Raw genomic sequence first — 13,823 nt, forward strand, 5'->3', positions numbered from 1 at the left:
GGCCGTCGGAACGCCTCAGGTGAACTTACGGAACAGCTTGGTCTGATCGAAGGCGTCCTCCAGCGCTTCCATGCGGGCTTCTACCGTGTCCCACATCGTCTCTTGCAAGGCGGCGATAGTGCATTCGATCAGCAGCAAAAGGGGCGAACAGCTGTCCCAGGCCGACGGCACCGCGATCCGCGCGGTGAATGTCAGCGCCGCGATGCGGTGGATGGGCGAGCGCCACTGATCCGTGAACAGAACGACCTTGGCCCCTTTGTCGCGGCACATCTGGGTCATCTGCAACGTGGTATTTTCATAGCGGCGCACATCCAGCGCGATCACCACGTCTCCGTCCCGCACGTCCAGCAGATCATGCGGCCACGCCCCGCCATCGGCGACCAGCCTGACATTGGGCCGGATCATCTGAAGGTGGAGAAACAGGTACCGCGCCAGCGTCCCCGTAATCCGCCCGCCGGCAATAAAGATGGTCCGGTTCTGGTCGCTCAACATTCTGCACAGGCTGTCAAAGTCGTCGGGGCTGACCTCGTCCAGACTGCGGCGCTGGTTTTCGAGCGCCTGATGGGAATAGCGGTTCAGAATGTGCTCGTCCGGCAGATCGTTTTGCCAGTGGTTCCGCTTGGACACCGGGTCCGAGATCATCTCTTTCAGCTCGGACCGCAGGGCGGCTTGAAACTGCGGGAAGCCGTCAAACCCGGTCTTCTGCAGCATCCGCGCCACCGTCGTGGTCGAAACAGATGCCGCCTGTGCCAGTTCGGTGATGCTGCCCAGCCCGACAATCGGATAGTCGTCCAGCAAGGTGTTGGCCAGTTGCCGTTCGGACGGCGTCATCTGGTCGCGGTGCATCATCAGCTTGTCTGAAACGGTCATATCCCGCGCCCCGTCGGCATGAGTGTCAAAATCTGGACGTATCGGGAAGCCCCGAACAATTTTGTACGAAAAATTATTGACAGGTGACATCGCCTTGTCAATTCTTTTCCTGTGACTGCAGATGTGGAATCGGGGGCGGAAGACCAGCGGATGAGTTTCGGCGATCCTTATAAGGTGACTGTTGCCTCGCCCACGCCCTCGGTGCTGATCGTGTGCGAACATGCATCCCGTCACATCCCGGCTGAACTGAACAATCTGGGCGTGACGGAAGAGGTCGCGCATAGTCATGTTGCGTGGGACCCCGGTGCGCTTGGCGTGGCCCGGGCCATGGCCGGGCGTCTTTCCTCAGTTCTGGTCGAGGGGACAGTGTCCCGGCTGGTTTACGACTGCAATCGCCCGCCCGAGGCGGCCAGCGCAATTCCCGAGCGTAGCGAGATATTTGAGATCCCCGGAAATCGGGATCTGACCGCAGATGCGCGCGCGCAACGGGTTGCCAGTGTCTATGCCCCCTTCGCCCGGGCGCTATCTGAGCAGATCGCGACCCATCGCGGCACGCTGACTCTGATGGTCACGATCCACAGCTTCACACCGGTCTTTCACGGTGTCCCGCGCGAGGTTGAGATTGGCATCCTGCACGGCGAGGATACGCGCTTTGCCCGGGCCATGCTCGAAACGGCACCGGCGGATGCCCCCTATCACATACGTCTGAACGAACCCTACGCCGCGCGCGACGGAGTGGCGCATACGCTTGATCTGCATGGCGCGCAGAACGGTCTGTGCAATGTGATGATCGAAATTCGCAACGACCTGATTGCAACCGCCGCCGATCAGGAGGCGATGGCAACCTACCTTTCGGACTGGATCGGGCGCACTTGGGAAAGCTTCGGTCAGCGGGAGGAGGCGTCTTGACGGTTCTGCTGGCCTATTGCCGTCTGATCGACGGGTTGAACCGCGTGATCGGCCTGATCGTGATGTACGGGATCTTTGGCCTGATGGGCATTCTGCTGTGGTCGTCGGTGTCCAAGACCTTTTTCCTGCCCTCGCTTTGGACGCTCGAGATGGCGCAGTTTGCGATGGTGGCCTATTATATGCTGGGCGGGCCCTATGCGGTTCTGGCGGGCGGTCATGTGCGGATGGACCTGTTCTATGGCAACTGGTCGCTGCGCCGAAAAGCGACGATTGACACGATCACCGTGCTGTTTCTGATCTTCTATCTGGGGGTCCTGCTTTATGGCGCGATTGGCTCGACCGCCTATTCCCTTGGTTATTGGGGCACCGCACCGTTCGAATTCTTCGCCGGGCTGATCACCGGCAGCGAAGAGGTCGGCCGGATGGAGCGGTCCTCGACCGCGTGGCGTCCTTATGTCTGGCCGATCAAGGCGATCATGATCCTTGGCCTGTTCCTGATGCTGTTGCAGGCCCTGTCGGAACTGATCAAGGACATCGCCCGCGCCACCGGCCGCGACATTGCGGAGGCCCGGACGTGAGCCAGGAACACATCGCCCTTTTCATGTTCGCGGCCATGATGCTGATGCTGTTCACCGGACAGCGGGTCTTTGGCGCGATCGGAGCCATCGCCGCCATCGCGGCGCTGGCGCTGTGGGGAACCGGTGGGCAGGATATTCCGTTCTCGGCGGCGATGAAGCTGATGAAATGGTATCCGCTGCTGACGCTGCCGATGTTTATCTTCATGGGCTATGTCCTCAGCGAAAGCAAACTGGCCGATGATATGTATCGCATGTTCCATGTCTGGTTCGGCAATGTGAATGGCGGTCTGGCGATGGGCACCATCGGTTTGATGGTGCTGATCTCGGCGATGAACGGCCTGTCGGTGGCGGGGATGGCCATCGGGGCCACGATCGCGCTGCCCGAACTGCTGCGCCGGGGATATGACAAGCAGATGGTGACCGGGGTGATTCAGGCGGGGTCGTCGCTGGGCATCCTCGTCCCGCCCTCGGTGGTGCTGGTTCTGTATGCGATGATCGCGCGGCAGCCGGTTGGGCAGCTCTGGCTGGCTGGTATCCTGCCGGGGCTGATGATGGCCGCGATGTTTGTCTTCTATATCTGGCTGCGTTGCCGCATAAACCCCGCACTGGGGCCGGTGGCCGACGATCTGGATCAGGTGACGCCGCAGGAAAAGCGGCAGTTGTTGTGGGCCGGGGCGCTGCCTTTGGTGATTTTCGCGGCGATGATGGTGCCCTTCGTGAACGGCTGGACCTCGCTGGTGGAAAGCTCGGCCATCGGGGCGCTGACTGCGCTGGCTGCCTCGATCCTCAAACGGCGCATGACCTGGGCCATCTTTCACACCTGCACCAAGCACACGCTGGTGATCTCGTGCATGTTCATGTGGATCATCCTTGCGGCGCTGGGGTTCGGTGCGGTGTTCGACGGACTGGGCGCGGTCAAGGCCATCGACAACCTGTTCACCGAGCAACTTGGCCTGTCGCCCTGGGTCATCCTGATCCTGATGCAGCTGAGCTTTGTCGTGATGGGCACCTTTCTGGATGACACCGCCATGCTGGTCATCGTGGCGCCCCTGTATGTCCCGCTGGTGGGAGAGCTGGGCTTTGACCTGATCTGGTACGGGGTCCTTTACACGATCACCACGCAAATTGCCTATATGACCCCTCCTTTCGGATATAACCTGTTTCTTATGCGCGCGATGGCCCCGCCCGAGGTCACGCTGCGCGACATCTATCGCTCGATCATCCCTTTTGTGGGCGTGATGCTCATCGCGCTGGCAACCATTATGGTCTTCCCGCAGATCGCCCTGTGGCTGCCGGAATATGTTTACGGAAATTAACCAAGACCTCCTGCAGGAGGCATGTCAACAAGGAGAGAAGTCATGACAACAAGACGCAAGTTCCTAACGACAGCCGCCGCTGGCGCGGCCGCAGCGCCGCTGGCTACGCCAGCATTGGCGCAGTCCACGATCAAGTGGCGGATGCAGACCTATGCGGGCCCGGCGCTGGCCGCGCATGTGATCGACCCGGCGATCGAGATGTTCAACAAGATCGCCGGCGACCGGATGCAGATCGAGCTGTTCTACGCCGATCAGCTGGTCCCGACCGGAGAGTTGTTCCGCGCCATGCAACAGGGCACGATCGATGCGGTGCAGTCCGATGACGACTCGATGGCCTCGCCCACGGATGTGACCGTCTTTGGCGGCTACTTCCCCTTCGCCTCGCGCTATTCGCTGGATGTGCCGGTGCTGTTCAACCAGTACGGCCTGAACGAGATCTGGGACGAACAGTATTCGGCGGTGGGCGTCAAGCACATCAGCGCCGGGGCCTGGGATCCCTGCCATTTCGCCACCAAGGATCCGATCCGTTCGCTGGAAGACATGAAGGGCAAGCGCATCTTTACCTTCCCGACGGCGGGCCGGTTCCTCAGCCAGTTCGGTGTTGTGCCGGTATCGCTGCCTTGGGAAGACATCGAGGTTGCCGTGCAGACCGGCGAGCTTGACGGCATCGCCTGGTCCGGCATCACCGAGGATTACACGGTCGGTTGGGCCGATGTGACGAACTATTTCCTGACCAACAATGTTTCGGGCGCGTGGGCCGGGTCGTTCTTTGCCAACATGGACCGCTGGAATGAGCTGCCCGAGGATCTGCAAACGCTGTTCCGCGTCTGCTGTGATCAGTCGCATTATTACCGCCAGTGGTGGTATTGGGGCGGCGAGGCCAATCTGCGGGTCAACGGCACCAAGCTGGAGCTGACCACGATCCCCGACGAGGAATGGGCACAGGTTGAGACCGCTGCCGTCGCGTTCTGGGACGAGATCGCCGCAGAAGGCCCGGTTCAGGCGAAAGTCGTGGAAATCTTCCGCCAGTATAACGCCGATATGCAAAAGGCCGGGCGGCCCTACCGCTACGGCTAAACAAAAAGACCGCGCCTCCGGGGTTCGTCTCCGGGGGTGCGTATGCAATCAGAAGGAATGGGTCCGCATGATGACATTCGATGAGCTGAAATCGCAGATCGCCGCGGGTGAGATCGACACGGTGCTGACCTGCATCGTCGACATGCAGGGGCGCCTGATGGGCAAACGCTTTCATGCCGAGGCGTTTCTGGAAATGGCCGATGGTGAAACCCATTGCTGCAACTACCTGCTGGCCACCGATCTCGAGATGGCGACGCCGGACGGTTATGCCTCGACCTCATGGTCGGCGGGTTATGGCGACTATGTCATGAAACCCGACCTGAGTACGGTGCGCCCGGTGCCCTGGCTGGACGGTACGGCTATGGTGCTGTGCGATGTGCTGGATCACCACACCCATTCACCCGTACCCTTTGCGCCGCGCGAGGTGCTGAAACGCCAGATCGCCCGCGCCGCAGCGCTTGGCCTGACCCCGATCATGGCGACCGAGCTCGAATTCTTTCTGTTTCAGGGCACACATGACGAGATCGCAGCAAACGGTTTCGATCTGAAGCCGATCAGCCGCTACAACGAGGACTACCACATCTTCCAGACCTCGAAGGAAGAACCGGTCATGCGCCCCATCCGCAATCACCTGCGGGCGATGGGCATCCCGGTTGAGGGCTCCAAGGGCGAGGCTGAGGCCGGGCAGGAAGAGCTGAACATCAAATATGCCGACGCTCTGGCGACGGCGGATCACCACACGATTGCCAAGCACGGCATCAAAGAGATCGCGCATCAGGCGGGCTATGCCGCGTCCTTCCTGCCCAAATGGCATCAGGACCGCGTCGGGTCGGCGGCCCATGTGCACCAGTCGCTGTGGAAGGATGGCGACAACGCGTTTCACGACGCCGCCGCCCCGCTGGCCAAGTCTGAACTGATGGATCACTACATGGCCGGGCTGCTGAAATACGCCGCGGATATCACGGTGTTTCTGGCCCCGTATATCAACAGCTATAAACGCTTTGCTAAAGGCAGCTTTGCGCCGACACAGACGGTGTGGTCGGTCGACAACCGCACGGCGGCATTCCGGCTTTGCGGCGATGGCACAAGGGGCGTGCGGGTCGAATGCCGTACCCCCGGCGCGGATATGAACCCCTATCTTGCACTGGCCGCTCTGCTGGCTGCTGGGCTGAAAGGCATCGAGGAGAAGCTGCCGCTTCCCGAGCCGTTCAAGGGCGACGCTTATGATAATGACGAGGCCAACCATATTCCGCGCACCCTGCGCGATGCGCGCGACGCGCTGTTGTCGTCGGATATGCTGCGCGCGGCGTTCGGCGATGAAACCGTGACCCATTACGCCCGCGCCACCGAGTGGGAGATCGAGGAATTCAACCGGGTCGTCACAGATTACGAGATTGCACGGGGGTTCGAAAAAGCATGAGCACACTAACCTGTATCTCACCCGTCGACGGCAGCGTCTTTGCCACGCGCGAAACCCTGTCACCCGAGGCGGCGAAGGCGGCGGTGGGCCGCGCGCGCGCCGCTCAGTCGGCATGGGCGGCGCGGCCCCTGCAGGACCGGATTGATCTGGTGATGGCCGGGGTCGCGGCCATCGGCGCGATGAATGACGAGATCGTGCCCGAACTGGCCCGTATGATGGGCCGACCCGTGCGATACGGCGGCGAGTTTGGCGGGTTCGAGGAACGCGCCAGTCATATGGCCTCGATCGCGGCGGAAGGGCTTGCCGATATCGCCGTTGGCGAGGATGCGACCTTCAAACGCTATATCAGGCGCATTCCCTATGGCGTCGTCTTTGTGGTGGCGCCATGGAACTACCCCTATATGACCGCGATCAACACCGTTGCGCCTGCGCTGATTGCCGGCAATGCGGTGGTGCTGAAACACGCCACCCAGACGCTTTTGGTGGGGGAACGCATGGCCCGCGCGTTCCACAGCGCCGGTGTGCCCGAGGATGTGTTCCAGAACGTCTTTCTGGACCACGACGCCACCGCCGACCTGATTGCGGCCAACAGCTTTGACTTCATCAACTTCACCGGCTCGGTCGGCGGCGGTGCCGCGATGGAGCGCGCGGCGGCGGGCACGTTCACCGGTCTGGGGCTGGAACTTGGCGGCAAGGACCCGGGCTATGTCATGGAGGATGCCGATCTTGATGCTGCGGTCGATACGCTGATCGATGGCGCGATGTTCAATTCCGGCCAGTGCTGTTGCGGGATCGAACGCATCTATGTGCACGAAACCCTGTTCGAGGCGTTTGTCGACAAGGCCGTGGCGATTGTCAAAGGTTACACTCTGGGCGACCCGCTGGACCCCGGCACAACCCTTGGCCCGATGGCGCATAAGCGCTTTGCCGACGAGGTGCGCGCCCAGATAGCCGAGGCCGTGGCCGATGGGGCCACGCCCCATGTCGAACCCTTTGCCACCGATGACGGCGGCGCTTATCTAAGTCCGCAGATCCTGACCAACGTGACCCATGACATGCGGGTGATGCGGGACGAAAGCTTTGGCCCTGTGGTTGGCATCATGCCCGTCAAGGATGATGCCGAGGCGATCCGGCTGATGAATGACAGCGATTTCGGCCTGACCGCAAGCCTCTGGACCAGCGATCCCGACCGCGCGGCGCGGGTCGGGGATCAGATCGAAACCGGCACGGTCTTCATGAACCGCGCCGATTACCTTGACCCCGGCCTGTGCTGGACGGGTTGCAAGAACACCGGACGCGGCGGAGGGTTGTCGGTTATCGGCTTTCACAACCTCACCCGCCCGAAATCCTATCATCTGAAGAAAGTCACCTCATGAGCCCAACTGCCAATTGGTCCTATCCAACCGCCATCCGCTTTGGCGCAGGCCGCATCAGCGAACTTGCCGATGCCTGTGCCGCCAGCGGGATCAGAAAACCGCTTCTGGTCACCGACCGGGGTCTTGCCAATCTGCCCATCACGGCGCAGGCGCTGGATGTGCTGGAGGCCCACGGCATGGGCCGCGCGCTGTTTGCCGAGGTCGACCCCAATCCGAACGAAAAGAACCTTGCCGCCGGTGTCGCGGCCTTCCGGGACGGGGGTCATGACGGCGTGATCGCGTTTGGCGGCGGGTCGGGCCTTGATCTGGGCAAGATGGTTGCCTTCATGGCCGGTCAAACCCGCCCGGTCTGGGATTTCGAGGATATCGGCGATTGGTGGACGCGGGCAGATGCCGATGCGATCTATCCCAATATCGCGGTGCCAACCACCGCAGGCACCGGGTCCGAGGTCGGGCGCGCCAGCGTCATCACCAATTCTGAGACCGCCGAGAAGAAGATCATCTTTCACCCCAAGGTCCTGCCCTCGGTCGTGATCTGCGATCCCGAACTGACGGTGGGAATGCCACCGGCGATCACTGCAGGCACCGGGCTGGACGCGTTCGCCCATTGTGTCGAGGCGTTCTCGTCGCCGCACTATCACCCGATGAGCCAGGGCATCGCGCTGGAAGGGATGCGCCTGGTGATCGAAAACCTGCCCCTGGCCTACAAGACGCCTGACGATCTGCAGGCGCGGGCCCATATGATGTCCGCCGCGATGATGGGGGCAACGGCGTTTCAAAAGGGGCTGGGGGCGATCCACGCGCTCAGCCATCCCATCGGTGCCATGCATCACACGCATCACGGCACGACCAATGCCGTCTGTATGCCTGCGGTTCTGCAACTGAACGCCGGGGTCATCCGGGACCGGTTTGACCGGGCCGCCGGGTATCTGGGGATCGAGGGCGGTTTCGATGGGTTCTGCGCCTTCGTGGACCAGTTCAACGCGCAACTGGGCATTCCAAGACGTCTGGGCGATCTGGGCGTCACCGACCCGGATATCGACCGGCTGGTGGCGGGGGCCCTTGCGGACCCGAGTTGCGGCGGGAATCCTGTCGAACTTACCGAAACCAATGTGAGAAAGCTGTTCGCCGAGGTTCTGTAAAGCTGACGGCCCGGGCGCAGGCATCGCACCCGGGCCCCGGCCAATACACGACCTTTCACGAATCCGGGATTTGGGCGCGCCTGCGTTGCCTAACCGCCCAAATCGGCGCAGGCTTGGCGGATCACCATTCGCCATTCGCCCGAAAGCATGAACCTACGAGATCTTCAATACGTCCTCGCCGTTGCCGAATATCAGAACTTTACCCGCGCCTCGCAGGCGGTTGCGGTCAGCCAGCCCGCCTTGTCGAACCAGATCAAGAAGCTCGAGGCAGAGCTGGGCGTTCCGATCTTCGAACGCGGCAAGGACGGGGTGGCCCTGACCGAATTCGGGCAGGAACTGATCACACATGCGGGGCAGATCGTCGAGATTGTCGATACCATCGGGGATCTGGCCCAGCGGTATCAGACGACCGACCTGCCGCCGGTCCGTCTGGGGATGACCCCGACGCTGGCCGCATATCTTTCGTCCTATTTCCGCGATCTGTTCGCGCAGGCGGCCACCGACCGGAAAATCGTCTTTGTCGAGGAATACCCGGTTGCGCTGGCCAAGATGGTCGAGGACCGCTCGGTCGATATGGCGTTCATCGCGCGCAAAAGCTTCGATCATATCTACCGTAACTCGAAATGCTCGATGGATTTCACATCGCTCTGGCTTGAGCCGCTTTATCTGGGTGTCCGGTCGGACCATCCGCTCAGCCGCAAGACCAGCATCTGGGCGCATGAGGTCCCGGCGGCTCAGCTGATCCGGTTTCCGATATCGTTCGGCTATGACCTGGAACGCGACCTGCCGGAACCCTCGGAGGCTGTGGCCGAAGCAACCGGCATAGATGTAAAGACCGCGCGGTTTGAAACCGTCTGCCGCTATGTGGCGCAAAGCGACGCCTGCACGATGGTCAACGCAATCGCTGCCGAACAGTTCAAACGCGATGGTTTCGGGCTCAGTTTCATCCCCTTCGACGACCGGGGCAATATGCGCGAGCTTGGGGTGATCACCCGCCCGCAATATCCCAACGCCGAGATCATCGAGGCGATGGTCGCCCACATCTGCAATGCGCCCCCGAACGGCACTGTTGCTTCGCGCAACGCCGATATCCTGCGCAAACCGGTTTCCACACATAGCTGAAACAACGGCAGCCGCTGGTCGGGACGTGATGCCCCCGCCCAATCGGCTGGTTTTTGTCTGCTGCAATGCCGCAAACTTGCATAACCAGAGCCTACTTTTTTGTGAAACGGTGTCAGTGAATAGGATCGGGCAGGTCGGGCGATACCGATAAGATATTGATTTAGAAATATTTCAAACCGCCCTCGCCTCACGATCTGCGTGAGTATTCGCGTTGGTTATGCGCCCTATTCAAAGGAAAAATTTCAAAAACATCAGCGGAAGCGCCCTTGTTGAGACAGCGGACAGACGGCCCCCCGGTTGGATCTCCGCCTAGTTTTAACTCAAGCACGGAGATTCCAATGCTTTCCGATTTTCTCGCATCCCTGCGCGCCAGATTGCTGACGACCTCGTCACTGGCGCAGGAAACCGTTCGTGACGGGCAGACACTGTCCAACGGCTTCTTCCAGAACACAGTGGTTGACAATACGCCGGCTTTTGTTCTGGACAATGATTTCGCGCGTCTTCTGAACTTTGGCCAGATCACCACCAACAACGCCGTGGCAGCCGTTTCGGTTGAAGGTGAAAACGCGCAGGTCTTCAACTTCCGCTCGGGCAGCATCGAGGCGAACTCGGGCCCCGACGCGCTGGCCACCGGCGTTCAGGTCACCGGCAGCGCCGACATTCGCAACTTTGGCGAGATCGCGGGTGAGTTCAACGGCGTTCAGTTCGCAGGCGCAGGCAGCTCGGGTACTCTGGACAACTTCCGGGGCGGCGTGATTTCCTCGGACAGCCGCGCGGTCGATATTCAGGGCGAAGGTGTCAGCGTTCGCAACTTTGGTGACATCATCGGCACCGGCGATCAGCGCAATGGCACGATCTACACCAACTCGACCGCCGAAGATGTCAGCATCTCGAACTTCTCGGGTGGCACCATCGACGCGGGTGCGGGCAACAACGGCGCCGGTATCTCGTTGCAGGTGGGCGATGAGGTTGGTGATCGGGTGTCGAACACCCTGTTCAACGGCTTCGGCGCGGCCATTCAGGGCCGTGGCCAGGAAGCGTCGAACACACCAGGCGCCGGTGATGGTATCCGCATCAACAACGGGGCCGAGGGCACCATTTCGGAAACCGACATCGTCAACAGCGGGTTGATCTCATCCGAAAGCGATCAGGGCACCGCCGGTGGCATCCGCATCGCCGACGGCGCAGCGGCTGAGGGCCGTATCCTGAACACCTCGACTGGTGTGATCGAAGGGGTGCGCAATGGTCTGTATATCGGTGAGGCCGAGCATGATCTGGACGTGCTGAATTTTGGAACCATCCAGTCGGGCAGCCGCGCGGTGAACATCGACGGCACCGGAGTTGATCTGACCAACGGCGGCACTATTCTGGGCACCGATGATCAGCGCAACGGCACGGTTTATGCCGATGGCACTGCGGATGACTTCTCGGTCCGCAACCTGGCCAATGGTCTGATCGATGCAGGCGACGGCAATCAGGGTTCGGGCGTTGGTGCCGAAATCGGCGGGGCCGAGGACGGTGCAAACACCTTCACGCTGGAAAATGACGGCATCATCATCGGCCGTGGCAATGCCGCTGCCAATGTTGGTCTGGCCGGTGACGGTGTGCGGGTCGGCAATGCAGGTAACTCGGGCACGACTGACGCGACGATTACCAACACTGGCACCATCCTGTCGGAAGGCGCTAACGGCACTGTCGCAGGTGTGCGCGTGGTCAACAACGTGAACTTCAAGGGCACGCTGACCAACTCGGGCCTGATTGCAGGTGTGCAGAACGGTGTTTACTTCGGCACGGGTGATCACTCGGGCGGGTCGTTCCTGAACACGGGCACTGTGACCTCGGATAGCCGCGCGCTGAACATTGACGGCTTTGGTCTGGATGTGCGCAACGAAGGCGACATTCTGGGCACCGGAGATCAGCGCAACGGCACAGTTTATGCCGATGGCACCGCCGATAACTATACCTTCACCAACACCGGTCTGGTGGATGCGGGCTTTGGCAACAACGGATCGGCAGTATCGCTGCAAACCGGTGATGTGGACGGAGACGTGGTTTCGGCTGCGATCTTCAACGAAGGCACCTTCCAGGGTCGCGGCGATGCGACCGAAGGCAATCAGGTTGGCGACGGTCTGCGTCTGTTCAGCAATGTCGAAGACGCCAGCTTTGCCGGGCTGGTGCAGAACAGCGGTGTGATCGCGGGGTCGGAAGACAGCGACGCAGCGGCGGGTATCCGCATCGATGGTGGGCTCGAACTTCTGGGTGCCATCATCAACGAAGGTGAAATCTCGGGTCAGGTCAACGCCATTGACGCGACCGAGGCAGGCTCAGTGACATTCGTTAACGATGACGAAGGTGTAGTAAATGGTAACGTGTTGCTGGGTGCCGGAGACGACATCGTTGTAGACCTCGGTCAGATCAACGGTGTCGTCAACGGCGGAGCAGGGGATGACGTTCTGATCACCGGTGACGGTGACAACGTGATCGTCGGTGGCCTTGGAAATGACTTCATCGAAGGGGGTGAAGGGTTCGACACAGCCGATTTCTCGGATCTGGACGTGTCGGTCAAGGTCAGCCTGGATGCCAATGGCAACGGCACGGCGGTGCGCGACACTGGCTTCAGCGTTGTGACCGAAGACGTGCTGATCCCGAATGATGAGGCGGGTGCCTCGCTTCAGGATACGGCAGTCGACAATGGCGCAACCTTCGTGTCCGAAGCTCTGGCCGGGAACCTGTACTTCAACGTGCATACCTCGGACTTCCCCGGCGGGGAAATTCGCGGGCAGTTGGACAACCTTGTGTCCGACCAGACGGTGAACGGCATTCGGACCATCGAACTGTCGGGCGGTCTGGACGCGGCACAGGAGCCGGGGCCGGTTTCTGACAGCGACGCGACCGGAACCGGTACGCTGGTGATCACGCAGAACCTGCACACGGGCGAGGTGAGCTATTCGTCCACCCTGTCTGTTGTTGGCCTGAACGAAGCTGACCTGCAGACACCGGTCCCAGGCGTTGCCTCGGCGATCCACCTGCACAATGCGCCGCGTGGCAACAATGGTCCGATCGTTCGCGATACGCTGGTGGATGCCGGTGCAGAGATCGATCCTGCGACCAACACCGGTGTGTCGGGCCTCGATGTCATCGACAACCAGATCGAAACCGACATCCTCAGCTCGATCGAACGGGTAGTGGGCTCGGGTGACAGCGACACCATCGATGTGTCGGGCTTCAACGGTGTCACCGTTGATCTGGACCTCAGCGGTCCTGCCCCGAACCCGGCTGGCAATGGGGATGAGGGTCCGCAGGACGGTGCCATCATCCAGAACGGTGTGATCGTTGCTGAAATCGATGACTTCGAGAATGTCATCGGCACCAGCGGTAATGATCTGCTGCTTGGTAACAACGAGTTCAACATCCTCGACGGCGGTGCCGGAAACGACGCGATCCACTCGTTCGGTGGTGCAGACATCATCATCGGTGGTGAAGGCATCGATACCGCGCTGTTCACCGCAGGGCCGGGCGTTGTTCTGGACCTCGATGAGGATGGCAACGGTGTTGCACAGGTCAACGCGCCGGATGGGGCTACGCTGGATCAGGTCTTCGGGTTCGAGAACATCAACGGCTCGAACAACGCAGGCAGCCCGAATGGCGGCAACGACATTCTGTCGGGCAACTCGGGGTCCAACACCCTGAACGGTCAGGCGGGTGACGATGTGCTGAACGGTGAGGGTGGCGATGACATCCTGATCGGTGGCGCAGGCAACGACACCTTCGTCTTCGAGGGCGACTTCGGCAACGACGTCATTCAGGACTTCCAGGCTGGCTTCGACCAGTTGGCATTCGGTGACTTCGAGGGCCCGCTGAACGTCAGCCAGGATGGGGCCGACGTGGTTCTGTCGTTCTCCTCGGACAACTCGGTCCGTTTGGCGGGCGTCAATGCCAGCGACCTGACAGACGACGACTTCGTCGCCTGATCAAGAGACCAAAGGGTGGCGGCGCAGGTCGCCACCCATTCA

General features: G+C 61.0%; 10 protein-coding genes. 9 read left to right on the top strand and 1 reads right to left on the bottom strand.

Annotated features, from left to right (window positions below):
- Positions 1–15: 15 nt before the first annotated feature.
- Positions 16–870 carry a MurR/RpiR family transcriptional regulator gene (locus tag ACR1XV_RS13465; protein ID WP_480532135.1) on the bottom strand — a complete coding sequence of 285 codons (855 nt, stop codon included), beginning with the start codon at positions 868–870 and terminating at the stop codon, positions 16–18.
- A 150-nt stretch (positions 871–1,020) separates the two neighbouring features.
- On the opposite strand from ACR1XV_RS13465, the gene ACR1XV_RS13470 reads away from it, so the two are divergent.
- The 9 genes from ACR1XV_RS13470 to ACR1XV_RS13510 all read left to right on the top strand — a co-directional run bounded on the left by ACR1XV_RS13470 (position 1,021) and on the right by ACR1XV_RS13510 (position 13,781).
- Complete coding sequence (locus ACR1XV_RS13470; protein ID WP_480532137.1) at positions 1,021–1,779, top strand: N-formylglutamate amidohydrolase; 759 nt, start codon at positions 1,021–1,023, stop codon at positions 1,777–1,779.
- Complete coding sequence (locus ACR1XV_RS13475) at positions 1,776–2,357, top strand: TRAP transporter small permease subunit (RefSeq protein WP_480532139.1); 582 nt, start codon at positions 1,776–1,778, stop codon at positions 2,355–2,357. Before ACR1XV_RS13470 ends, ACR1XV_RS13475 begins: the two co-directional genes overlap by 4 nt.
- Positions 2,354–3,673: a TRAP transporter large permease gene (locus ACR1XV_RS13480; protein WP_480532141.1), complete on the top strand. Its 1,320-nt coding sequence runs from the start codon at positions 2,354–2,356 to the stop codon at positions 3,671–3,673. Before ACR1XV_RS13475 ends, ACR1XV_RS13480 begins: the two co-directional genes overlap by 4 nt.
- 42 nt (positions 3,674–3,715) lie before the next feature.
- Positions 3,716–4,750 carry a TRAP transporter substrate-binding protein gene (locus ACR1XV_RS13485; protein ID WP_480532143.1) on the top strand — a complete coding sequence of 345 codons (1,035 nt, stop codon included), beginning with the start codon at positions 3,716–3,718 and terminating at the stop codon, positions 4,748–4,750.
- A gap of 70 nt (positions 4,751–4,820) precedes the next feature.
- Positions 4,821–6,170 (top strand): glutamine synthetase family protein, encoded by a 1,350-nt coding sequence (locus tag ACR1XV_RS13490; protein WP_480532538.1) that lies wholly within the window; start codon positions 4,821–4,823, stop codon positions 6,168–6,170.
- A complete protein-coding gene (locus tag ACR1XV_RS13495; protein ID WP_480532145.1) occupies positions 6,167–7,546 on the top strand; it encodes an aldehyde dehydrogenase family protein in 1,380 nt (459 codons plus the stop codon). Before ACR1XV_RS13490 ends, ACR1XV_RS13495 begins: the two co-directional genes overlap by 4 nt.
- Positions 7,543–8,688 carry an iron-containing alcohol dehydrogenase gene (locus ACR1XV_RS13500; RefSeq protein WP_480532147.1) on the top strand — a complete coding sequence of 382 codons (1,146 nt, stop codon included), beginning with the start codon at positions 7,543–7,545 and terminating at the stop codon, positions 8,686–8,688. The genes ACR1XV_RS13495 and ACR1XV_RS13500 overlap by 4 nt, the downstream gene beginning before the upstream one ends.
- A 147-nt stretch (positions 8,689–8,835) precedes the next feature.
- Positions 8,836–9,810 carry a LysR family transcriptional regulator gene (locus ACR1XV_RS13505; protein ID WP_480532149.1) on the top strand — a complete coding sequence of 325 codons (975 nt, stop codon included), beginning with the start codon at positions 8,836–8,838 and terminating at the stop codon, positions 9,808–9,810.
- Between the two features lie 338 nt (positions 9,811–10,148).
- Positions 10,149–13,781 carry a CHRD domain-containing protein gene (locus tag ACR1XV_RS13510; RefSeq protein ID WP_480532151.1) on the top strand — a complete coding sequence of 1,211 codons (3,633 nt, stop codon included), beginning with the start codon at positions 10,149–10,151 and terminating at the stop codon, positions 13,779–13,781.
- The last annotated feature ends 42 nt before the right edge of the window (positions 13,782–13,823 follow it).

Source organism: Ruegeria sp. AD2(2025), assembly GCF_056542385.1.